The sequence below is a fragment of the Pseudovibrio ascidiaceicola genome (assembly GCF_900114245.1).
Classification (GTDB): Bacteria; Pseudomonadota; Alphaproteobacteria; order Rhizobiales; family Stappiaceae; genus Pseudovibrio; species Pseudovibrio ascidiaceicola.
On the sequence record NZ_FOSK01000001.1, the window covers coordinates 84820 to 108211 of the forward strand.

At 49.5% G+C, this 23392-nt stretch carries 23 protein-coding genes and 2 tRNA genes; 11 read left to right on the forward strand and 14 right to left on the reverse strand.

Translation table 11 applies throughout. The features are described 5' to 3' along the window. Positions 1–95: 95 nt before the first annotated feature. Positions 96–878: a 3-hydroxybutyrate dehydrogenase gene (locus BM231_RS00425; RefSeq protein WP_093515934.1), complete on the forward strand. Its 783-nt coding sequence runs from the start codon at positions 96–98 to the stop codon at positions 876–878. Between the two features lie 53 nt (positions 879–931). Next, positions 932–1972, forward strand: coding sequence for a patatin-like phospholipase family protein (locus BM231_RS00430; protein WP_093515936.1), 1041 nt, complete (start codon positions 932–934; stop codon positions 1970–1972). Positions 1973–2543: 571 nt separating this feature from the next. On the opposite strand, the gene BM231_RS00435 is transcribed toward BM231_RS00430, so the two are convergent. Both BM231_RS00435 and BM231_RS00440 read right to left on the reverse strand, forming a co-directional pair. Beyond that, the gene (locus tag BM231_RS00435; RefSeq protein ID WP_208859956.1) at positions 2544–2978 is read right to left on the reverse strand and encodes a L,D-transpeptidase; all 435 of its coding nucleotides are present in this window, start codon (positions 2976–2978) and stop codon (positions 2544–2546) included. 311 nt (positions 2979–3289) lie between these two features. Then, complete coding sequence (locus tag BM231_RS00440; protein ID WP_063308833.1) at positions 3290–4072, reverse strand: MipA/OmpV family protein; 783 nt, start codon at positions 4070–4072, stop codon at positions 3290–3292. A 441-nt stretch (positions 4073–4513) separates the two neighbouring features. Here BM231_RS00440 and BM231_RS00445 point away from each other — a divergent pair, with 441 nt between their 5' ends. Next, positions 4514–5929: an L-serine ammonia-lyase gene (locus tag BM231_RS00445; protein ID WP_063308885.1), complete on the forward strand. Its 1416-nt coding sequence runs from the start codon at positions 4514–4516 to the stop codon at positions 5927–5929. A gap of 4 nt (positions 5930–5933) precedes the next feature. Here the strand turns inward: BM231_RS00445 and mnmC2 are convergent, their stop codons facing one another. Beyond that, positions 5934–6635 (reverse strand): tRNA (5-methylaminomethyl-2-thiouridine)(34)-methyltransferase MnmC2, encoded by a 702-nt coding sequence (gene mnmC2 / locus BM231_RS00450; protein WP_093515938.1) that lies wholly within the window; start codon positions 6633–6635, stop codon positions 5934–5936. Between the two features lie 69 nt (positions 6636–6704). On the opposite strand from mnmC2, the gene BM231_RS00455 reads away from it, so the two are divergent. The 3 genes from BM231_RS00455 (at position 6705) to BM231_RS00465 (ending at position 8683) form a co-directional block, all read left to right on the forward strand. After that, a complete protein-coding gene (locus BM231_RS00455; RefSeq protein ID WP_093515940.1) occupies positions 6705–7823 on the forward strand; it encodes an NAD(P)/FAD-dependent oxidoreductase in 1119 nt (372 codons plus the stop codon). A gap of 245 nt (positions 7824–8068) precedes the next feature. Further along, positions 8069–8359 carry a YggT family protein gene (locus BM231_RS00460; RefSeq protein ID WP_093515942.1) on the forward strand — a complete coding sequence of 97 codons (291 nt, stop codon included), beginning with the start codon at positions 8069–8071 and terminating at the stop codon, positions 8357–8359. A 3-nt stretch (positions 8360–8362) separates the two neighbouring features. Next, on the forward strand, positions 8363–8683 hold the full coding sequence (locus BM231_RS00465; protein ID WP_093515944.1) for a DUF167 family protein: 321 nt from the start codon (positions 8363–8365) through the stop codon (positions 8681–8683). A gap of 65 nt (positions 8684–8748) precedes the next feature. Here the strand turns inward: BM231_RS00465 and BM231_RS00470 are convergent, their stop codons facing one another. The 5 genes from BM231_RS00470 to BM231_RS00490 form a co-directional block, all read right to left on the reverse strand. Then, positions 8749–8940, reverse strand: coding sequence for a Trm112 family protein (locus tag BM231_RS00470; RefSeq protein ID WP_057463533.1), 192 nt, complete (start codon positions 8938–8940; stop codon positions 8749–8751). A 33-nt stretch (positions 8941–8973) separates the two neighbouring features. Further along, positions 8974–9654: an LON peptidase substrate-binding domain-containing protein gene (locus tag BM231_RS00475; RefSeq protein WP_093515946.1), complete on the reverse strand. Its 681-nt coding sequence runs from the start codon at positions 9652–9654 to the stop codon at positions 8974–8976. Between the two features lie 43 nt (positions 9655–9697). Beyond that, complete coding sequence (gene trxA, locus BM231_RS00480; RefSeq protein WP_093515948.1) at positions 9698–10696, reverse strand: thioredoxin; 999 nt, start codon at positions 10694–10696, stop codon at positions 9698–9700. Positions 10697–10816: 120 nt separating this feature from the next. After that, the gene (locus BM231_RS00485; RefSeq protein WP_093515950.1) at positions 10817–11344 is read right to left on the reverse strand and encodes a prolyl-tRNA synthetase associated domain-containing protein; all 528 of its coding nucleotides are present in this window, start codon (positions 11342–11344) and stop codon (positions 10817–10819) included. A 141-nt stretch (positions 11345–11485) separates the two neighbouring features. After that, positions 11486–12550: a cytochrome-c peroxidase gene (locus tag BM231_RS00490; RefSeq protein ID WP_063308841.1), complete on the reverse strand. Its 1065-nt coding sequence runs from the start codon at positions 12548–12550 to the stop codon at positions 11486–11488. A 774-nt stretch (positions 12551–13324) separates the two neighbouring features. Between BM231_RS00490 and BM231_RS00495 the strand changes: the two genes are divergently transcribed. Then, a tRNA-Gly gene (locus tag BM231_RS00495) sits at positions 13325–13399 on the forward strand. Positions 13400–13447: 48 nt separating this feature from the next. Beyond that, positions 13448–13522: transfer RNA gene (locus tag BM231_RS00500), tRNA-Gly, on the forward strand. Positions 13523–13597: 75 nt separating this feature from the next. Here BM231_RS00500 and BM231_RS00505 read toward each other — a convergent pair. Beyond that, positions 13598–14716 (reverse strand): FAD-dependent oxidoreductase, encoded by a 1119-nt coding sequence (locus BM231_RS00505; protein WP_342029948.1) that lies wholly within the window; start codon positions 14714–14716, stop codon positions 13598–13600. A 168-nt stretch (positions 14717–14884) separates the two neighbouring features. Between BM231_RS00505 and BM231_RS00510 the strand changes: the two genes are divergently transcribed. Beyond that, positions 14885–15292, forward strand: a complete 408-nt coding sequence (locus tag BM231_RS00510) for a YchJ family protein (RefSeq protein ID WP_093515952.1) — start codon at positions 14885–14887, stop codon at positions 15290–15292. 1078 nt (positions 15293–16370) lie between these two features. On the opposite strand, the gene BM231_RS00520 is transcribed toward BM231_RS00510, so the two are convergent. Both BM231_RS00520 and BM231_RS00525 read right to left on the reverse strand, forming a co-directional pair. Next, the gene (locus BM231_RS00520) at positions 16371–16730 is read right to left on the reverse strand and encodes a TfoX/Sxy family protein (RefSeq protein WP_093515956.1); all 360 of its coding nucleotides are present in this window, start codon (positions 16728–16730) and stop codon (positions 16371–16373) included. Next, a complete protein-coding gene (locus BM231_RS00525) occupies positions 16720–16926 on the reverse strand; it encodes a hypothetical protein (RefSeq protein WP_208859958.1) in 207 nt (68 codons plus the stop codon). The genes BM231_RS00520 and BM231_RS00525 overlap by 11 nt, the downstream gene beginning before the upstream one ends. A 245-nt stretch (positions 16927–17171) precedes the next feature. Here BM231_RS00525 and BM231_RS00530 point away from each other — a divergent pair, with 245 nt between their 5' ends. Both BM231_RS00530 and BM231_RS00535 read left to right on the forward strand, forming a co-directional pair. After that, positions 17172–18593: a lipopolysaccharide biosynthesis protein gene (locus BM231_RS00530; RefSeq protein WP_093515958.1), complete on the forward strand. Its 1422-nt coding sequence runs from the start codon at positions 17172–17174 to the stop codon at positions 18591–18593. After that, positions 18580–19707 carry a GNAT family N-acetyltransferase gene (locus BM231_RS00535; RefSeq protein ID WP_093515960.1) on the forward strand — a complete coding sequence of 376 codons (1128 nt, stop codon included), beginning with the start codon at positions 18580–18582 and terminating at the stop codon, positions 19705–19707. Before BM231_RS00530 ends, BM231_RS00535 begins: the two co-directional genes overlap by 14 nt. A gap of 4 nt (positions 19708–19711) precedes the next feature. Here the strand turns inward: BM231_RS00535 and BM231_RS00540 are convergent, their stop codons facing one another. The 3 genes from BM231_RS00540 to BM231_RS00550 form a co-directional block, all read right to left on the reverse strand. Next, on the reverse strand, positions 19712–21355 hold the full coding sequence (locus tag BM231_RS00540; protein ID WP_093515962.1) for an AMP-binding protein: 1644 nt from the start codon (positions 21353–21355) through the stop codon (positions 19712–19714). Between the two features lie 108 nt (positions 21356–21463). Continuing rightward, positions 21464–21976: a CAP domain-containing protein gene (locus tag BM231_RS00545; protein WP_093515964.1), complete on the reverse strand. Its 513-nt coding sequence runs from the start codon at positions 21974–21976 to the stop codon at positions 21464–21466. 145 nt (positions 21977–22121) lie between these two features. Continuing rightward, entirely contained in the window at positions 22122–23387 is a 1266-nt protein-coding gene (locus tag BM231_RS00550; protein ID WP_093515966.1) for a quaternary amine ABC transporter ATP-binding protein, read from the reverse strand. Between the last annotated feature and the right edge of the window lie 5 nt (positions 23388–23392).

Below are 23392 nucleotides of genomic sequence, written 5' to 3' on the forward strand. Positions count from 1 at the left end.
TAAACAACTATGCTTTTTGCTAATGCAACCAGATTAAAAAGTGGCGCAAGCTCACACCAACACTTTTTTCAATACATTTGGGCAGGAGACACGAAATGCTCTCAGGAAAAACCGCTGTAATCACTGGGTCCACATCAGGCATCGGCCTTGCTTATGCCCGCGCAATGGCAGAGCAAGGTGCCAACATCATGATCAACGGGTTTGGTGATGCTGATGCCATCGAGAAAGAGCGCTCTGCGATCGAAGCCGACTTCGGCGTAAAATGCGTGTACTCACCAGCCGACATGACCAAGCCTGATGAAATTCACGCAATGATCCATGATGCGGTTAAATCCCTCGGTTCCGTCGATGTCCTCGTCAACAATGCAGGCATTCAGCATGTTGAAGCCATTGAGCATTTCCCAGTCGACAAATGGGATGCCATCATCGCAATCAACTTGTCTTCCGCATTCCACACCATCCGTACTGCCGTGCCATACATGCGCAAAGCAGGCTGGGGCCGCATCATCAACACCGCATCCGCTCACGCGCTGGTGGCCTCCCCATTCAAGGCAGCCTACGTTTCCGCAAAACACGGCATCGCAGGCTTGACCAAAACTGTCGCGCTGGAAGTCGCAGAGGACAACATCACCGCGAACGCCATTTGCCCAGGCTACGTTTGGACACCGCTCGTCGAAAAGCAAATCCCGGATACCATGAAAGCCCGCAACATGACTGAGGAGCAGGTGAAAAAAGAAGTTCTGCTCGCAGCTCAGCCAACCAAAGAGTTCGTAACTGTCGATCAGGTCGCTGGCCTTGCTGTGTTCTTGTGCTCGGATACAGCTGCTTCAATTACCGGCACTCTGTTGCCAATAGACGGCGGCTGGACAGCACAATAACGCTCAGATGATTTCCCGGAGTTTTCTTTTCCAAGCGACCCATGGAGGTCCATATGGCAACTACTCGGAAGACCGCGAAAAAAGAACGAAAGAAAATCAATCTGGCCTTACAAGGTGGAGGCGCCCATGGCGCCTTTACCTGGGGCGTTCTGGATTGGCTCCTTGAAAACGAAGATTGGGAGATCACCGCCATCTCAGGCACAAGCGCAGGTGCCATGAACGCAGCTGTTATGGCTGATGGCCTCGTTGAAGGCGGGCAGCAAGGCGCAAGAGATGCCCTCGCCCGCTTTTGGAAGTCTGTAAGCGCGGCTGCAGAAACCAGTCCATTCCAACGCAGCCCAATGGATGTCTATTGTGGCAATTGGAGCATGGACAATTCTCCGACATATCTGGCATGGGACCTGCTTTCCCGCATCATGTCCCCCTACCAGCTAAATCCAATCAACTACAATCCACTCCGCGACCTCGTTGCTGAGCAAATCAACTTCGAACGCGTACGAAGTTGTGACCAGATGCAGGTCTATGTTGCCGCGACCAATGTTCGAACCGGAAAAATCAAAGTTTTCGCAAAAGAAGAGCTAACCCTTGATTCACTCATGGCGTCTGGTTGCTTGCCGCACATGTACCAAGCGGTAGAAATTGGAGACGAAGCCTATTGGGATGGCGGCTTTATGGGCAACCCGCCCTTGTTCCCTCTATTCCAACACGGCGGCTCGACTGATGTACTGCTTATTCAGGTCAATCCAGTTGAAAGAGTTGAACTCCCGCACACCGCTCAGGAAATCTCTGAGCGCATGAATGAGATTACCTTCAACTCAACCCTGCTACGCGAGCTTCGCGCTATTGAGTTTGTGACACGGCTTATTGACGAAGGTCGCCTTGATTCGAACGAATACACCCGCGTTTACATGCACAGAATAGAAGCAACAAAAGATCTCGCTCCTTTCGGAGCTTCATCCAAGGTAAACGCTCAGTGGGAATTTGTAGAACTTTTGCACGACATCGGCCGTCAAGCTGCAAAAAAGTGGGCGCACGATAATTACGACAGCATAGGCAAACGCAGCACGCTAAATCTGGATCATGAGTTTAACTAGACCTGAACGCAAAAGTTAACACTCCCAAACCGCATTGCAAATTGCGACGCAGCATAGGTAAGCAATCTGTTAAATTAACCCGCATTTTGGATAGAAGAAGCGCCGCCACCCTAGATATTGTGCCAAAAATTTATCGTAAAACTGGCACAGCTTTTGCTTTTAAATAGGCAGCTGATATCAAGGTACTGCGTAATCAGCTTTAGAGAATATAAAGAGGGTTTTTGAGCGTGTATTCAAAGCCCTCTTTTTCTTTGGGCAATGCATCCTCGCTACACACAGCTCTCAGAAAAAATCGTTTTATCCCTAAAAAAGTCTTTCAAAAAAATCAGCGTGCCAACCTTTTGGCAAGATTTTAGCGTTAGGAAAGACACGCTGATTGTTGAGTTATGCGTATTCAGCGCTACAGCGGAAGGAGCAGGCGTTTGCGACCCGACTTGCTTCTTCCGCTCACAAACCTTAAAGCACATCTCTTAGCCCTTGATTTAGTAAGGAACCCACGCGCTCGCAAGGGTAAAGGGCTTTATTTGACCGATATCACATCATGTTCAGCTCTGCACGTAAAGCGTGTTCACTATTTCACTATTACAATCTTTGCGTTTGATCGGCCATTTGCCTGAATCAAACTGAACAGTCTCTTGGCGTTTTTCGGATGCAGCCGCACACAACCATGTGAAGCAGGCGCACCTAAACGCTTAACCACATCCGTTCCATGAATGGCATAACCCTTATAGAAAAACACGGAGTAAGGCATAGGTGCCCCGTTATACTTGCGAGAGAAATACCGCCTATGCATCCGCGTTGGTTTAAAGGTACCCACTGGCGTTCTGTAGCCACGCCGGGCCGTCGAAACAGGCCACGAATGTTGAACCTTCCCATCCACGAAGATCCGCATTCTTTGTTCGGAAATATCAATCTTAGCCAGCACTTTAGTAGAGGATGCTTTGGCTGGAACCATAAGCAACAAACAGATGAACAGAAGTCCTGATATAGTAATTATTGTACGCATACTGAAGACCCCTCACTAAACGCAATACTCAAAGTGAATTAGCACGCGCATCATCAGGAGTCTTTCAACGACATATTCCAAGGGTATTATTAACGATCTATCAGAAGAGATACCTCAATACTTAGGTAATATAACTCTCAATACCAATACATTACGCATACTTTGTTGTTCATGAATATACACAAAGCTTCACTTCAAACATCGCTTTATTAACGACACATTCAATTAGGACTCACAGTGCATGCGGCAAATAAAAAGCCCGGAAATCCTTCCGGGCTTCATTCATCAAATCCATCCAACACTCTGGTTGCCTAGAACATATCCCAGGCAAACCGGTAAGTCGCACCAAAACCGACAGACCACATATTATCATTTTGCGTGATCGGACTATCTGCAGCATCACCAATCAAACGGTCATACCCACCTTGGAGGTGCAGCCCAATGTGATCTGTAAGCGCATAGCTTGCACGCATAACACCGCCAACGCTCTTGAAACCGCCTTCTGCGGTGTATGGGCCGGATGGAGTACCTGCAGCAACGCTAAAGTAAGTGTTCATGTATGAACCATCAGCAGCATCAACGCGCGGACCAAATACAAACGTCAAGCGGTCTGTAACTTCAGTGATCACATCAATTCCGGCACGCCCGACAAAGCCGCGGTGACCGTTAAAGCCGTGGCGCACCTCAATGAATGCACGGAACCAATCATGACGGAAGCCTCCGCCAAGCCCGACCTCACCAGCCCAAGGCACGCGAGTTGTCCCTGTCAATGAAGAGGAATCGGAAGGATTACGCTCTCCCACAAACCCAAAAGACGGATAGATGAAGAGTCCTTGTGTCTCTCCTTCTTTCACCTGACCGAAGCCCGGCAGGTAAAACCGCGAAAACGCGATCAACGGTAGCGGATAGATGATGTATTCATCCGCGCCGTCATACTTGGGGTTCACAAAACCAGCCACGCCAATATCAACGACGTACCTCTTACTGGCTTGCTCGTCAGTCAAATCACCTGGCGTAAAGTTATCTTCTGCCAGTGCATGACTGGAAACGGAAGCAAGCGCTAAGCCTGCAAGAATACGAAGAGAGGCGGTCATAGGTGCAGCCTTGATCGGAAAAGTAATTACCACCTATGATATACGCTTTAAGTCACTTTGAAGACCTGCAGTTTCAGGAGTTTTCTACAGACTGTTGCCCATAGGCATCATAAAACTGAACAAGTGGTAGTTTTTTCATCTCAATTCACATTGACTGAGTAAAACAAGTCCATCAATTCCCCGTGAAACCAAAGCGTTTTCTTCAATCCTTTCAGTAAATCGGCACTCAAAAAATCTTTTTGAATCAACAAGCCTCCGATCAGAACAGATAAATTCTGCGGCATCTGGACAAACGCAACGTCAATTTCAAATATCCGGAAAAATAATCCTCTTGGTTTCAGAGGCTATGACGATTATTCCTAGAAAATTCAGTGATAGTGGCTGTTCTCTATCCTAATGAAACAAAAACAACGCCCCAGCCATCTGAAAGGTGCCAAACACATGTTTCTCAGCGTCTTTGAAATTTTCAAGATCGGTATAGGTCCGTCTTCGTCCCATACAATGGGACCGATGACCGCCGCCGCACGTTTCCTGGATGAATTGAGAGACGGCCGGCGCATATGGCCCGGCGCAGGTGCACCTAAGAGATTGCGCTGCACTCTTCATGGCTCACTCGCCTGGACAGGCAAAGGCCATGCCACAGACAGAGCTGTTATTCTCGGACTTGCAGGCTGCACGCCAGAAACTCTGGACCCGGATGAAGCAGAAGCGCTCGAAAAACAGATCGCAACAGAAAAGAAGCTCCATCTTCCTGACCTGCCAGAGTTGGATTTCGATCCCGATAAAGACGTTATCTTCGATTTCGAGAAAAACCTGCCAGGCCACGCAAATGGTATGGTGATCGAAGCTTACGATGCCCAAGATCGCCTGCATCTTCAGGAAACATTCTATTCCATCGGCGGCGGGTTCGTGCTGACCGAGGAGGAACTGGATCGCCTGAAAGCTGCTGAAGCATCAGGTGATCAAGCCCCCGATGAAATTAAAGGCATGCCTTACCCATTCGCCACAGCGCAAGAAATGCTGGAGATGGGACAAAAATCCGGCAAAACCATTGCTGAGATGAAGCGCGCCAACGAGATCACCTCTCTGGATCCACAAGAACTGGACACCAAGCTCTGGAAAATCTGGGATGTGATGAACGCCTGTATGGAACGCGGTCTAAATACAGAAGGCGAACTACCGGGCGGTCTTACAGTTAAGCGTCGTGCAGCCGCAATCAAACAACAGCTGGAAGATGAGCGCGGCAACAACATGAGCATGCCTCATGTTGCCAACGACTGGCTCTCTGTCTACGCAATGGCGGTGAACGAAGAAAACGCTGCTGGCGGCAAGGTCGTCACCGCACCAACAAACGGCGCAGCAGGCGTTATCCCGGCAACCGTCAAGTATTACCGTGAGCATTGCCCAGGCAGTAACGATGAGGGCATAAAAACCTTCCTCCTCACATCAGCAGCTGTTGGTGGCATAATCAAACACAATGCATCTATTTCTGGTGCTGAAGTTGGTTGTCAGGGCGAAGTTGGCTCCGCCGCTGCAATGGCAGCCGCAGGCCTTTGCGCAGCTCTTGGCGGCACGAACGAGCAGATTGAGAACGCAGCTGAAATCGCTCTGGAGCATCACCTTGGCATGACTTGTGATCCAGTCGGTGGTCTCGTTCAGGTGCCATGCATCGAGCGCAACGGCCTCGGCGCCATCAAGGCAGTCTCAGCAGCTTCTCTGGCTCTGCGTGGAGATGGCTCTCACTACATGCCACTGGACAACTGCGTTGAAGCCATGCGCCAGACTGGGGTGGAGATGAACGATAAATACAAAGAAACCAGCAAGGGCGGTCTGGCAGTCAACCTGCCAGAATGCTGATTGATCAAGCTTCGGTGGGGGCAGTCTTCTGCCCCACCATCATCTGGCGCTTCGTGCCATAGCCTTTGATACGCTCCACCTCAAAACCTGCTGTTTGCAGGTTTCGGCGCACCCACCCTGCAGCCGTGTAGGTGCCAAAGGTTCCGCCAATAGCGGTTTTCTCTCCGACAGCAAGCATAAGATCCCGCCCCCACAGCTCTGGGTTCCGTGCCGGATTAAAGCCATCAAGGAACCAGGCATCAACGGGTATGGACAGGGTTGGCAGCATCTCACGAGCATCCCCAACACCAAGCAGCAGTCGCACACCATCAATGGTGATTGGATTCCAACCCGGCTGAGGCTTCCATGCAGCCAGCAGCTTGTCTTTAAACTCTTTGATCTCGGGCCATTGCGACAGAGCTTTCTCAATCTCCGGCGCTTCCATCGGATACAACTCAAACGAAACATAAGTCAGCTTGGCCCGCTCAGCTTCTGGCAAACTCAGAAGCAACTCCAACGTGGCGAGAAAATTAAGCCCGGTTCCAAATCCCAGTTCAGCAATAGTAAAAGACTGTGCACCCACCCAGCGTTCAGGGAGTTGATTACCCTGCAGAAATACGTAGCGCGTTTCGCCTAATCCACCGGCTTTGGAGTAATAAGTATCTCCAAACTGCGACGCATAAGGCACATTCGCATCATCCCATTCCAATTTTGGGCGCTCTGTCATATGTCTAAGCCAAATCTCTAACGTAAAAATCGGTCTGGGCTTATACCCCAACCTGGGAAATAAAAAAACATGACCTACGATATAGTTGTTGTTGGAGGGGGAATTTTCGGACTTAGCGTCGCCAAAGCCGCACTCGGAAAAGGCTTGAAAGTCGCTCTTCTGGAAAAAAACACCATCGCATCAGGCGCCAGCGCTGGCCTTGTTGGTGCGTTGATGCCTCACGTACCAAGTAAATGGAACGACAAAAAGCAATTCCAGCTGGATGCGCTGATCGAACTCTCCGATATCGTGGAGGAGCTGGAAGAAGCCACCGGCCTTTCTGTCGGCTATAGCCGTGCAGGTCGTCTGATTCCGCTTTACACTGACCCCAAGCTCGAACATGCCCTCTCCCGCGTTGAAGAAAGCAAGCAACGCTGGAGAAGTGATGAAACTGGCTTCACTTTCAATGTGGTGAAAAAAACGCCGTTCAATGACTGGCTCACACCAGAAGCCGCCCCACTTGGCATCATTTGGGACACCTTGGCAGCACGTGCCAATCCGCGCCTTGTGTCTGCAGGCCTCAAAGCTCTGTTGGAAACCCGCATCGACATCATGGAGCACACTGAGTACCTAGGCTTTGACGAAGCTACAGGGACCGTTGCACTTGGTAATGGCGAGAGCCTGAGTGCTGACCGTGTTGTCTTATCCGCAGGTTATGAAGGGTTTGAACCACTCAGCAAGATTGCAGGCAAACCCATTGGCATGGGTGTGAAAGGTCAATCCCTTTTGCTTGAATACAAAGCCGACAAGCCTCTTCCAGTGATCTATGACAACGGAATTTATGTTGTCTCACATGCCAACGGTACTGTCGCCGTCGGCTCCACCTCTGAGCAGGAGTGGACCAGCAAAGAGCCTATAGAAACAGATATTCAGACCATGCTCTTCAAGGCAGTCGGCTTTTGTCCTTCATTGAAAGGCGCGCCGATCCTCACCCGTTGGGCAGGTATCCGACCAAAATGTAAGAAACGGGACCCTTTGGTCGGCCTCATTCCAGGCAAAGACAAAACATGGGTGGCAACTGGTGGCTTCAAAATTTCCTATGCTATTTCTCATCGCATAGCAGCCTGCCTCATGCAGGAAATGTTCCCTGAACAGGATCAGGCAATCCACTTACCAGAGAGCTTCAAGCCAGCCTTCCATTTTGGATAAAGCCTGCACGAAGAGAACCAAAATCGTTTGCCCTTTCAGTTTCAGGGCAAACGACCTCTGCTAATTGGTACTTTTTCAGGTACACCTTCGGGAAATTAGCTCAAAATATAGAAAAATGAGGCATGCTGGACCTTGCAGGTGCCTCAGTTCAAAGTTACATGAGGAATAACTCTGTTTCCCAAGCTCTGTCTTCCGGGAAGCAACTCAGCTAGTTCATCTTCGCAAACTTGGAGTTTAACCAGTCCATGCGCGCTATTCTTGATGTCGTTTTCATCATTCTAAATCTTTACACGTGGGTCATTATTGCGAACGTGATCTTCTCTTGGCTCTATGCGTTCAACGTGGTGAACTCAAGCAATCAGTTCATCGCAATGATCGGGCAGACACTTTACAATCTGACTGAACCACTCCTACGCCCTATCCGCCGGTTTTTGCCAGCAATGGGTGGACTGGATCTTTCCCCGATTGTTTTGCTGCTCGGCATTTTCCTTATTGAGCGCATCATCGGCCTCTACGTTTATCCCTACGTATTTTAAGTAGTGGCTGAACAAGAACGCCCTTGGAAACTGCAGGCTGACGGAATTCTAATCACCGTCCGCCTCACCCCCAGATCCTCGAAGGATCAAGTTGAAAAGATAGGCGAGCAGTCCGATGGCCGACCGCTCGTATTGGCACGTGTTCGTGCAGTGCCAGAAAAAGGCGCTGCAAACAAAGCTGTTGCAAACCTTTTTGCGAAAGTACTCTCAGTTCCCAAATCATCGGCAGAAGTGATTGCAGGCTCCACCGCCCGCATAAAAACACTGCGCGTCTACGGCGAACCACAAGAGCTGCAAAAAAGGCTAGAAGATCACCTCTCCTAGCCTTCAAAGATAAATTCTGCACGTACCCTGATCAGAAAATCAAAATCAGTTCTCAAGGATACGTTTTAGTCTTCAAGCTTACGTGCTTCTTCTTCCAACATAATCGGAATACCATTCCGAATTGGATAGGCCAGCTTCGCAGCGCGGGAGACTAGCTCCTGGTTCTCAGGATTGTACTCAAGCGTCGTCTTCGTCACAGGACAAACCAACAGCTCCAAAAGCCGACGGTCCAGCTGTGGCGCTTCAAATTCGCTCATAGAGCCCTCATTCATCTTTTGTTGTTACCTGCGTTACTGAAGCGTGCTGCCAGTACCACCATTGCCACGTGCCAGCTCAACTTCAGCCAGCGCAATCAGCGTATCCGCGCGCACTTTCAGATTCTCCGTTTCCAACAGAGCCTGCTTCTCTTTCGGTCCATAAGGACTCATCATGCACAATGCATTAACCAAAACCTCGGTCGAGGCAGAATTGACACTATCCCAATCCGCTTCAAGGTCGTTCACACTCAAATATTCTTTGAGCGTAGACAGCAACAGATCTCGATCAACATCATCTTCCCCGATGCCGGTCGTCAAATCACCAGCAAAGCAGGTCGCATCAACATGACCGCGACGGAATGGGGCACGCTCTTCCAGCTCGCCACGAAGCTCAAAGCGAGAGACGCCAGACAACGTAATCAGATAGCGGCCATCGCCACTTTCCTGAAACCCTGTAATGCGCCCCATGCAGCCAACAGTGCAGAGCTTTGGCCTACCGGCCAATTCTTCATCACTTGTTTCAAACTGCGGCTGAATTACCCCAATCATGCGATCAGTACGCAAAGCACTGTCGATCATCGACGTATAGCGCGGCTCAAATACATTGAGAGGCATATGGGAGCGCGGGAGCAAGATAGCTCCCGGCAAAACAAACAACGGCACAACCTGCGGCAGATCATCCAGACCTGCGTAGGTCGCATTTCCAACAGTCATCGAGGCCACTTAAGTGCTCTCCGCTCTTATCATTAGGCCAAGATTACGAGAATAAAATTGAGGAGAGTTTACGGCGACCATAAGCAGAACCTGCATCTTTAAAGCCCCAGGCTTCAAAAAACTGCAATAACTGCTTGCGCGCGCCATCTTCATTCCACTCACGTTCACGGCGAATAATCTCAATCAGCTCATCAACGGCACCAGTTTTGTCCCCTTTACCGTTCAGTGCGAGCGCAAGGTCAAAACGAGCCTGATGATCATCTGCATTCGCTTCTACGCGCTCACGCAACTCTGCAAGGTCATCAAGCCCCTCAGATTGCTCGGCGAGTTCAAGCGCAGCCTTAGCGGCTGCAAAATGCTGGGAGCCCTGCTCATCTTCCGGGATCATATCGAGCATCTGTTTTGCATGGTCTTTCTCACCAAGCGCCAGATAGCACATAGCAAGCCCACACAACGCCTGCACGTTACCAGCATCGATAGAAAGCGCGCTACCGTAAAGCTGCGCAGCTTCTGGATACCCTTCTGCATCACGAAGCTCATCAGCCTTCTCAAGCATCACTTCCAGATCACTTGGACCAATGTTTACGCCAATCCGATCGAGAAACTTTTTAATTTCACCTTCGGTCTGCGCACCCATAAACCCGTCAACAGGCTGACCACCTTTAAACGCAAACACTGCCGGGATCGACTGAACACCCATCTGACCCGCAACTTCCGGGTAGTCTTCGATGTTCATCTTCACCAGCTTGAGAGCACCATTCGCTTCTTTGACGACTTTTTCAAGCGTCGGCGTAAGCTGCTTACAAGGACCACACCATGGCGCCCAGAAGTCAACAAGAACCACCTGATTACGGGAGCCCTCAATAACGTCCTGCACAAAGGTCTGAGTGGTCGTATCAACAATCAAGTCAGCAGCATTAACTGCTGGAGCAGCGGATGGAGATGCCGCACCAGCCTGTGTGTTGGTCTGGTAACCGCCGCCATATCCACCGCCAAGGGAGCCACCAAAGCTGCCACCTACGGAATAACCGGATCCACTCATTATTTTGACCCTTTACTGAATTGGGAGCTGCTCATATCAGCGCTCCGCATATCAAAATCTCTAACTGCTGCCTAAAATGGTCTTAGATGAGGCCAATTACAATTGGCGATCACCCAGTTTTTATAGATCTTCAGTGACTTTCTGCGCCTCAGCAGAAACCGCAAGCACTTTGGCATCATGCCCACATGCCTTGGCAAACACCATCAGACCTTCCGCTGAAATCGCCGTGGAAGCATTATTTAGTAACGGATGAAAGTTCAAAACTTCCTGCTCCATCATATCTGCATCAAACACCACGGATACACGTTGCGCTCCCCGATCATTAATCAAAGAGAATGGCGTGACAGATCCTGGAGTAACACCCAGCACCTCTTCAAGCAGATCAGCCTTGCCAAATGAAACACGACCAGATGCGCCAATAATGCTCGAAATTTTCTTCAGATCTATCGTAGCATCATGAAGGGCCACGACCAAAAAGAGATTTCCTTTTTTGTCTTTAAGGAAGAGATTCTTAGTGTGCCCGCCTGAAATGCGGTCATGCAGATCAGCCGATTCAGCAACCGTAAAAACCGGCTCATGATCGATTGTAGAAACCGGTATGTTCAAGTCTTCCAAAAAAGATATCAGTTGCGAACGGCTTGCTGGCATGTAGAACGACCTCTCCCAAGTCTCTGAGACAAACCAAGTGTTTGTCACATAAATGCTGCACCGTTTTAAGCCACCTATAGAAAAAGGCAAGCGGTCCATAAGAACCGCCTGCCTCTAGCAAACCGGGGGCGAATAGTTTGCTTAGTGAGCCGTCATGACTGACGGATCAGGGAGTGGTGTTGAATCTGTTCGAACTGGCAGAATCGGATATTCAACGCTCGGCTGCTCTCCTGTAAGGGTCTTCAGGAAAATAGTAATTGCATCAATATCTTCTTCACTCAGTTCAGCACCAAGCTGAGAGCTGGCCATAATAGCGACTGCCTGCTTCAAATCCCAAACCTTGCCGGAATGGAAGTAAGGAGCTGTCAAATCGATATTGCGCAGCGGAGAAGCACGGAAAACGTATTCTTCCTCGGCAGTTTGAGTGACAGCAAAGCGACCTTTGTCGTTGACTGGAAGAACATCTGCACCTGGTTTTTCAACCACACCGAATGGATAGTAGCCTTCACCACCAATGTTCACACCGCCATGACAAGCGGCACACCCGGTGTCCATAAACACCTGCAGTCCCTGCTTTTCCTGCGCATTGAGAGCGTTTTCATTGCCCTCAAGAAACAGATCAAACTTGGAAGCAGGCGTAATCAAAGTAGCCTCATACGCTTCAATTGCCTTCGCCATATTGTCAAAGTTCGCTGGTAACTCCTCACCTGGGAATGCTCTTGAAAACTGCTCGGTATATCCAGGCATACTGTTCAGAACAGCTTCAACCCGCTCAGGTGTACTCGCCATTTCAACACCAGCTTGCACTGGGCCTTTGGCCTGCTCTTTCAGGTCTTCAGCACGACCATCCCAAAACTGGGCAAGGTTGAATACGGCATTCAACACAGTCGGTGCGTTACGAGGCCCCTTTTGCCATCCATGGCCAATGGATGTCTCCAGATTATCATCCCCACCCATGCCAAGGTTGTGGCAGCTGTTGCACGACAACAATCCCGAAAGCGATAATCGCGGATCAAAGAAGAGCTGACGCCCGAGATCAATTTTTTCGCGGGTAATCGTGTTGCCTTTAACACTAGGTACAGCGTGCGGGATCGGCTTGAAGTAAGAGCGCGCCTCTTCCAGCAACTCAGACTGAGCAAAAGCCCCTCCCTGAGCAGCCATGCCGAAAACAGATGCGCCAATCAATGTCTTAATTATTGCTCGCATGAATTCCTCCATCATCACGAGATAACGGAGTTTAGAATCACTACAAACAAAAGCACATTGATGCAACCGCTTGACATTTACTATGGTAATATCAAAATTTTCACCATGTCATAACGCGTAACTGTCATCGAATATATTTAGATATACAAAAAATACTTGAAATATGAATTCCGCTAATACTTACTAATACTATAAATCTAGGAAACTATAATCACAGGACATACGCAAAGCTCTCTCCTTACACTTAGAATAACTCTAATATAGACAAAAAATTGAGAGCTTTGACCGCGTGCAACTTATGTTTCTCAAGGGCATGTACTTTTCCTTCAAAACGTTCTCTTAGAATATACTAATACACGACTGCGACATACTGCCCCCAATTACAAATTGTGATCCTAAGGTCGTCTGAATGTTGTTCTTAGCCACGCTCGCTAATGTCCATTCTGAATGTGATTAAAAAAATTCCTGATCTTATTGAGATATATGAGGGAACCTGTTTCTTTTTCATGCGTCCCATCCACTACCGCGGACAAAACAACATAGGTTATTTTACTCAAGTGCAATTATTTCCACAACGATAGAACAGCCTCACATAATCGCCTATCTATTTGTTATATAATATCTTTTTCTGCATGATCGACAACTTCTGCGTCCACAATCTCTGAGAAACCCCACAATCAATTTCAAATTCCTTGTTGCATTCACCCCGAGCTTTTGTCATATAGCTCCCACCTCACCGACGGGGCCGCAACAAACGGCTCTAGCGAAACAGATGCGGGCGTAGCTCAGGGGTAGAGCATAACCTTGCCAAGGTTAGGGTCGTGAGTTCGAATCTCATCGCCCGCTCCAGTTTCTCTAAGAAACTGAGTTTTCGCGAAGTTGGAATTTTTTGGATATGCGGGCGTAGCTCAGGGGTAGAGCATAACCTTGCCAAGGTTAGGGTCGGGCGTTCGAATCGCCTCGCCCGCTCCAAAAAAACAAAACAACCGCCGCGAGGCGGTTTTTTGTTATCTGCACTTCTTCATTTCTATCAAAGCCTTAAGCAAGCTATTCATCTTCAAGCCAAGGGGGAAATGGTGTGTTCTCAGCAGACATAATATTCATGAATCGAGTCTGGAAATAATCAGTACGTCCCAGCACCGGCAGAAACCTTTGCCTGAAAAGGCGGATCGCTGTGTTGTTTGACGCTAAAAACCGTGTACCGGCATCAACCGTCTTCAAAACCTCTGCAGCAACGGGTCGTCGATCCAACATATATTGATGCGTACGCCCGGTGGAAACTTGCCACGCCAGCCACGCAGCATCCTCAATCCCTAAGTTCATCCCCCTGCCGCCAAAGGGAGAATGCACATGCGCAGCATCTCCCACCAAAAAGATCCGCCCTTTCTGATAGAGATTGGCCAATCGGTGTGAGATCCGGAAAGACGACTTCCAATTGACTTTGATAACTTTCAAAATCGGCGGCATGGTCTCTAGTGGATCAGAGTGATCGGCAACAATGCGCGCTCGTGTCGCAGAAAATGGAATGACACCAAAGATGTTGGGTGACCTGTCAAACATCGTCGGCCCATCCATCGTCAGGGTCGGCTCCAACTCCACATCGGCCAACCCCCAATCTTGCGGATACGAACTACCGGAAAAGGTAAGCCCTATTTGTGAGCGAACAATTGAATGCGCGCCATCTGCACCAATCACCATGGGTGGGTGAAACACCTCCTCATCACCGCTACTCGTTTGTATAACTGCAGTGACGACCTCATCCTCCTGCTCCAGCTTGACCAGTTCACACTCCCGCTCAACCGGCACTCCCAGCTCTGTCAGATGTCGTTCAAGAACAGTTTCAGTCTCATATTGCGGCAGGGCCAGCATAAAATTAAATGGCCCATCTAAATCTGAGAGATCAACTTCCAAAAGCTCATCACTTGGCCCACGAAAGTGGACATGGTTCATCCGCCATCCCTTATGCAACAGTTTGTTTGTCACTCCAGATGGCTGCAGGATTTGGAGGGTTCGGGGATTAATGGCAAGGGCGCGAGATTGAGCGTGAGGGCGCGAGTTCTTATCAATGATACGAGGCGTAAAGCCGCGCCGCTTCAGCTCAATTGCGGCAGTCAGCCCACTGGGCCCTGCCCCAACAATCAGAATGCGTCCTCTTTGCATTGCCATCCTACCGTACACAGGGCTTGTTGTTGCAAGCTTATGCAAAAGACGCTGTTGGAGCGTTGAACCAGTAAGGCGAACTTTAATCACTCTTGGAGGAGCTTGTTTGCCCATCTTGACCTGACTTCAAAATTGTCGTTTAGCTGCCCTCCAAGCTCTATAGGATCGTATTCGATGACAACACCTTGCCCTTGCAAGTCAGGAAAAGACTTTGAAATCTGTTGCCAGCCTTTTCTGGAAGGCAAGGCTCTACCCGAAACTGCAGAGCAGCTCATGCGCTCACGTTACAGCGCTTATGCCACAAAAAGCATTGATTACCTGAAAGACACATTGTGGCCCCGCTACCAAAAAACTTTCAACTCAATTGAGGTCACAGAATATGCTGCCCAAACTCAATGGATAGGGCTTGAGATTCTGGACACCGATAAGGGCCAGGCAGGCGACGCAAAAGGCAGTGTTCTCTTCTGTGCCAAATACCTTGCCCTTGGCCAAGTCGGGGAACAGAGAGAACTGAGCCTTTTCAAAAAACGCAAAGGTCGCTGGTACTACGTTGAGCCTATGGAAGAAGGCGCCCGCCTTTAACCCTCACAACCTGATCGAGAAAATACTGATCGAAAACGTAGACCCGCTGCAAACGCTGCGCTCAGTTCCGCTGCGTCTCCATCGCTAACTATCATATTGTGATGCAGACAACGCTTAAGCTCAGCCCTACTAGCAAACGACAAGGCCCACCCAAGTCTGCAATTTCCTCTATGAAAGTCTCGAAAACTAAGATCTCTGACTTATCATCTATCGACTGCGCATATACTCATCGCAGCTCATCATACCAATGATAGAACCTAAACTGAGGCTTACCAATATATTTGGCGCTTGATAGCAGCATAAGATGCCAACAAAAGAAAACGTCGTTTCCCTATATTTCCGCGACGTTCCCAGTACGTCAGTACAAGTTTCCCACATCTTTAGGTTGAGTCATTAGCAGTCACATTCCGCGTGGAAAAGGCCCTTTGCGTAACGGCTTAGCAGAATACCGACAAGGTTCAGACAAGCTTCGTTACATCCAAACTTATTAAAATTAGAAAAAAAACTATTTCAAAGTATCTATACATATGTGTATGTCACACAAATATGAGAATCTACTAGGAAACAACTAAATGAACGTAGTTCACGCAAACAGAATGGAGTTTATGAAGTGGCGATCATTAATACAGAACACACCTAATACTGTAGGGTCTGGGTGTGAAATTTATGAATCTACTAAAGAGCTTCACCTAAATGATGGATCTTTAGTATTAATCAGCAAACCCAACCAATATTGCACAACAATATTACAAAATTTTTCTAAGAAAGATCTTTCGGAAATACAGTACTTGCAGTTCCGTGCCTACAAACTCGTTGAACCAGGCTTTGGAGGACGGAGATACTGGGCCGTTAAAGTCATCGCTGGGAAACACCCTAAGAACCCCGGGTTACGGTTATTGGTCGTCGGTTGGGTCAAGGGCACAACCATGAAACGAGCCTTCAACGAAATAAAAAAAGTACTAAAGGGCGACGCTCAAATCTGCAAAGATCCACGTCTATAAGAACAACAAACGATAAAGCAGTAATGCTCATATGAAGGCGCTGACATTAAATGCGATCAGATTAAGAGCAACCCGCGTCAGCCTTTTCCTTTCAATTGTTTGGCTGGCAGTCCAGCGACAAAACTCATACTGAGCGAAATCCATTCTCGAAGCGCCGCCTGATCACACATCTCAGCAGCTACAAACACCAATCCCCCCATACGGCGACCACCAAGCTCAACAATCTCGGCACCATCTCGACCGAGCGCTTCAGCCTCATTGCCTTTTCCAACCCGAAACATAAAGCGTGCCTCCTCACTCTTAATACGGTGCGCCCCGGCCAGCATGTTCCCATCCAGAAAAAAGCACAGGCCACCCATCATCCGCTTCTCAGAAATCCCCATAATGCCTTCCAACTCCTCACGAAGCCGATCACTAAGTTCCTCATCATAAGCCACTTGAAACCCCTTCCAGCGTGATTGTCTTAGCCATTTTACAGACTAAGACAGTCAGCACCTCACCAAGAGGAGCCGGTCCCTGCTCAGTTTGGGCGGATGCAGGGACCGGCGCAAGCTGCACGGCTGAAGGGAGGCGTCCCTCTAGCACTGCGAGGCGGTCGCGCAGCTCTGCAATTCGCGATGTTTTCGCGTTCATATCACTCTCGGTAAATTTCACTTTGTTCTCTATATGTTCTTACATTGATTCCGTCAAATCGCACAGGAGTCAAGCATCAAAAACTGCGAGAGTATCAAAACAAGAATTTCAAAAACTTCAAGATCCGGCTAAGCCTCTGTTTTAACTCAGGGACCAATCAACACGACAACACCACAAAACAGCATTCCGAAAATATTAATTTTCATACTAGTAATAATTGACCAGAAATAATTAAGGCGTATCGCGTGCAAGAACTCCTCCTCAAATGGTCAGCAGTGCTTTTGCCCTACAGCACCCATGCAAAACTGCTGCCGATTTTGGAAAAACTATTCAACATTCTCTTCAGCAAAGGCGAAGCTGGAGGAGCACAGCGCTCTGCGCTAATTGTTTTTGCAGTACGCATCGGAAGCGCAGCACTCGCCTATATCATGCAGGTCTTTTTAGCCCGCTGGATGGGCGCCTCTGAATACGGCATCTTCATTGTTGTCTGGACGGTCGTCATCATACTGAGCGTTTTCTCAGGGCTTGGGTTTTCTGTTTCCCTTCTGCGTTTCATTCCAGAGTATCTGGAGAAGAAGCAATATGAGCTCCTCAATGGATTGCTCTTCAGCGCCCGTTTCCTTGTATTGCTTAGCTCAACAACCATTGCAGTAATTGGCGTAGCCATTGCCTGGACTTTCTCTGATTTCATTGGCAATGCATACATCCTGCCGCTTTATCTCATCGCAATCTGCCTGCCCATGCACACCTACACCGGTATGTTGGAAGGCATTGCCCGTGCGCAAGACTGGCAGCTCAAGGCAATGCTGCCAGATTTTATAGGCCGTCCTCTTCTAGTGCTCGCATTCATGTTGATTGCGCTGATGCTGGGCTATCCGCCAACAGCCGTCACAGCTTGCATCGTCACCATCGCAGCCGTCTGGACGATCACCTTCTTTCAGACAATTATGATGGAAGTCTCGCTGAACAAAGTCCGCCACGCTGCTCCACGTAAACTGCAAATAAAGTCATGGCTGCTTGTATCGGTTCCCATGTTGGCAGTTGATGGTTTCTTCCAGCTCATCACCAGCTCTGATGTCATCTTGATCGGCCTTTGGCTCCCGCCAGATCAAGTCGGAATTTATTTCGCAGCATCACGCACCCTCGCACTGATGCATTTTGTTTATTACGCGGTACGCGCCGCAAGCGCACCGCGCATGGCCCGTCTTTACCACTCTGGCGACCGAGATGGCCTCAAGGACTTCGTAACTAGCGCTGCTAAAATGACCTTCTGGCCAACACTGCTCATGGCCGGCTTTGTCATGGCCGTTGGACCATTCCTGCTCTCGTTGTTTGGAGAGGACTTTGCTCAAGGCACACCAATCCTCTACATCCTTGTCGTTGGTGTATTGGCACGCGCATCCGTTGGCCCGGTTGACGCATTACTGACCCTATCAGGACACCAAAACACCTGCGCCAAGATCTATGCCAGTGTCTTTGTGGTGAACCTTATTCTCAACACAGCACTTATTCCAACACTGGGCCTGTATGGAGCCGCCCTGGCAACCACATTGGTCATATTTTTTGAAGCATGCATTCTTTATCGCGTTGCCAACAAACGCCTTGGGTTGCACACATTCATTTTGCCATTGAAGAGACGGGAAACTCCAGTCAATGAAGCAGGATAGCACCACGATAAAGCTGCTGACACCCGGCAAAGATAAGGCAGCTGAGCACCTGTGGCAGCAACTCTCTCAGCATGCACTGGAGCCCAACCCGTTCTTCTCCAGCAGCTTCGTGAATGCATTCAACGCACACAAAGCAAATGGTTCAATCAAACTGTTACTGGCACTTGATCCTTCCGGCACAAAAGCGCTCGCGGTTATGCCCGTCGTAATGGTAAGGCGTGGCCTCCTCTTCAAACTACCAAGCACATTAGCTGGTGATTATGGGCCTCTCGGCACCCTGCTACTTTCTGAGGAAGCGACGCCAGCGACACTCAGCAAACTGCTGGAAACTGCCTGCAACTTGAGCTGGACCAAAACACTAATCCTCCCTTTCCATGGAACCGGCGGCCCCGTCTATAAGTGCCTGGAAAGCGTACTTTCAGCACACGGATGGAAGTATCAGGTTTCCTCAGAAGAAGATCGCGCCTTCCAGCTATCTGGCAGAGAAGGTCGCGCCGACTTTGACGCCCTCAAAAAACGGTCCTCATGGAAAGGTGCCTTTAAAAACCAGCGCCGGTTAGAGAAGGAAGGATCGCTTTCCTTCACCATGCTGGAAACCTCAGATGACATTCAAGCAGGACTCGAAGATTTCCTAAAGCTCGAGGCAGCTGGCTGGAAAGGCAAACAAGGCACCGCGCTCCTTTCCAGAGCACCTGATGCCGCCTTCACACGTGAGCTGGTATCAAAGTCAGGCGAAGCAGATAACATCCGTATTGGACAGTTGCGACTCGACGATAAGCTGATTGCAGCCAACATCCTACTGCGTGAGCAAGGCCGCATATTTGGCTGGAAAACAACCTTCGATGAGAGCTTCGCAAAGTTCTCACCAGGACAACTGCTCATCTATTTCAGCACTCAAAAACTTCTCAGAGATCCCGCGTTCTCAGGGGCAGACTCCCTCTCCACACCGGATAATCAGATGGCAAACAAGGCGTGGACCTCAAGGTTTCCATATGCCACGCTATTTATTAGCAAAGGCCCAATAGCCCGCTTTGCAATGTGGGAGGCACAAGCAGGAGCTCGTGCAAAGTTGGCGTTAAAGAGCAAAATTAAGAAACTGCTTGGTCGAAAATAACAGCCTAGCCTTCAACCAGCTCTGCCTCTTCCTGCGCTCTGTTCCGTAAAATCCGGCGAATAACCTTTCCGCTGGTCGTCAAAGGCATTTCAGAGACAAACTCAATCTCCCGCGGATATTCATGAGCAGAAAGCCCCACTCGCACATATTGGCGAATGTCATCAACCAAGCCTTCACTTGGTTCAAAACCATCTTTCAGAACAACATAAGCCTTCACAATCTCCGTCCGTATCGGATCTGGCTTACCGACCACAGCAGCCAGTCCAACCGCCTCATGTTTGATCAAGCAATCCTCAATCTCAGTCGGCCCAATGCGATAACCAGCTGAAGTAATGACATCATCATTGCGGCCAACGAAGTGGACATATCCATCCATATCAACAACACCCTGATCACCTGTCAGCATCCAACCACCAAGGAACTTGCTCTGATCGGCCTCAGGTTTCCGCCAATACCCCAGGAACATAACAGGCGTACCACGCCGAACTGCAATCTCGCCTTGCTCTTCTGATTCGCAAACAGATCCATCTGGACGGATAACAGCAACATCGTGTCCCGGCACAGCTTTACCAATTGCGCCCGCACGTGAAACTCCTATCCCCGCCCCAGACCCCAGCACGAGATTACACTCAGTCTGTCCGTACATCTCGTTTGGCGCAACACCGAGCGCTTCATGACACCAAGCAAATGCTTCACGTCCCAATGCTTCTCCCGCTGAGCAAACAGAACGTAGCTGGAGTTTTTCAGAATACTTACGATGGTCAACACTTCGCATCATCTTGAGTGCGGTAGGCGGAATGAACGCGTTACGAACGCCATGTCGAGCCATCAAGTCAAACGCGCCTTCCGGATCAAACTTGTCGATCCGGGCAGTTACCACCGGTACCCCGAACTTCAGCGAAGGCAGCAATGCATTCAGTAAACCTCCCGCCCAAGCCCAGTCAGCAGGTGTCCAGAATGCATCTCCAGCCTGCGGCAGCATCTCATGTGCCATTTGTATACCCGGCAAATGCCCAAGCAACACGCGGTGCGCCAGCAGCGCGCCTTTAGGCTGTCCTGTTGTGCCTGAGGTGTAAATCATCAAAGCTGGATCATCAGGGCTAGTCGCATAGCTCTCAAAGCTGTCAGAGCCTTGTTCAAGCAAGTTCCAGAAACCAACAGCTCTATCCCCAGCACCATCGACACAAATGACATGCTCAAGAAGCGGGAGCTGCTCACGAATTGCAGAAAGTTTCTCAAGTCCTGCCTGATTGGTAATCACCACTTTCGCGCCAGCGTTCTCCAGCCGATACCGCAGTGCATCTGGGCCGAACAAAGCAGCTAATGGAACGGCGACAGCTCCCAGCCGACAAATTGCAAGATGAGAGATGGCAGTTTCAGGTGCTTGCGGTAGCAGCAAGGCCACACGATCACGTGGAGCGACACCCAGAGACTGCAGCGAGTTTGCAAGCTGGCAGGAGTTTCCTTTGAGCTGACCATAGCTCCACGCTTCAATACCGCCGGAAGACAACACATGCAGCAAAGCCGTGCGCTTAGGCTCAACATCCGCCCAACGATCACAAGCATCATGAGAAATGTTGTAGCGCCTAGGAATATTCCAGCGAAACTCAGCTCGCAATTCCTCGTATGAAGTCAGTGGTGGCAGCACACCAAAAGTCCCCTAAACCCAAATTCGTTAGTGAAGAGAGTTTATCGCTGCAGCGCACAACGAGATACTGGCCTTTGGTCGCTCTTTTAGCCCCAAAAGGAAACTGGGTTAGCGCGGTCCAGCCACGACAAGACTCCAGAAAACCTTATATTTTGACCGAGGAGCATAAGCTGTTGCAATTCCAATGCGCGTTCCGTTTGCATCCAGCATCACCGCATTATGCTTCGGCGAGTCACGCCATCCCGAAAAGGCCTCTGCCCACCGGCGATAACCAGCACTGAGGTTGCCTACTGCATGAATATCGCCCTGCCCGACGCCCTTCATCAGGACGGCAAGCTTGAGATCGCCTTTGCGCGCGGCATTGACATCCTCTGCACGAGCCATTCCATCCGCCTGTGCCTGAGCAACACGCATCAAAGCTGGATCCACCGTAACCGGCGACAAATTTGTTTGAGAGCGATAGCTGGAGATCATTGAAGCCACAACACTCGCATCAATCTGAGCAGAATGGCTCTCTAAGTTCTGATAGTAGCTTGGCGTTTCCTCGGTGCTGACACAACCAGTGAGCATCAGTCCAACAGCAAGAACCAGAGCAACACTCCCACCACGAAACGTCTTCATACAAAATCACTTTTCGGCAAATTTCGAATCTTATGGACACACTACCGACTAAATGAGGCAAACCAAGCTCAAACTAAAAGCACACGTATAAGTGAATAAAAAAAGGCCGGGCGAAGCCGGCCTTTCAAACTTCTTAGATGAAACGCTAGGATGCTTCTTTCAAAGCATGAGGCTTGGCTGTCTCAGCCTTCTCAGCCTTTTCCTCAGCACCTTCAGCATCGGCATCGGTTTGCTCTTCTGGAGGTGTCAGCACACTGCCCATCTCTTCAGGGCTCAATACGCCCATAAGCCTTCCGTCCTCACAAACAACTGGAACCGGATAATCCGCTTCCAATGTTGTTGGGAGAGCTTCTTCCAGAGTGCTTTCCAGCTCCACCGCATTGCTGTCATCAGCAAAAGCATAAAGGGATGGACTATCACCTGGTTTAGCAACTTCCTCAGCAAGGCCCTCTTGTGTAACGATGCCGCGGAATTCTTTGTCTTCAACCACATAACCGAAATCTTCGTCATGACGACGCATATCAGCCAGCGCTTTTTCCATGTTGTCATGGGTAATACGCACAGCAGGTGGCTGCATAACGGTATCAACGGTCAACACGCGAGCACGGTTCACGTCACGCACAAACGCCCGCACATAATCATCAGCTGGTTCAAGCAGGATTTCTGGCGGTGTACCGACTTGTGACAGAACACCGTCCTTAAGGATCGCAATTTTGTCACCAATGCGCAAAGCTTCATCCAGATCATGCGTGATAAACACGATGGTCTTATGCAGCTTCTCCTGCAACTCCACCAATTGATCCTGCATCTGAGAGCGGATCAACGGATCAAGTGCAGAAAACGCTTCATCCATCAGCAGAATGTCAGCATCTGTTGCAAGCGCACGGGCAAGACCCACACGCTGCTGCATGCCGCCAGAAAGCTGGCTCGGGTACTGGTGCTCAAAACCACCAAGTCCAACCGTCTCAATCCACTCACGAGCAGTGGTTTCGCGGTCTGCTTTTGCAATGCCCTGCACTTCAAGACCGTAAGCAACGTTCTGCAGCACTGTCCGATGCGGCATCAGGCCAAAGCGTTGAAACACCATCGACATACGATGACGGCGGAAGTCTTCCAGCTCTTTATCGGAAAGAGCCATAACATCCTCACCATCAACCAAAATGTGCCCGTCTGTTGGGTCAATCAAGCGGTTGAAGTGACGAATAAGCGTGGACTTACCAGAACCGGAAAGGCCCATGATCACGAAGATCTCGCCCTTCTCGATGCTAAGAGAGACATCATGCAGGCCAAGAGTATGGTCAGTCTCAGCAAGCAGCTGATCCTTGCCCATACCATTTTTGACCTTGGCAAGTTCCTTATCAGGCGTCTTGCCAAAAATCTTGGTAATGTTTTGTACTTCGATCAATGCCATGTGTT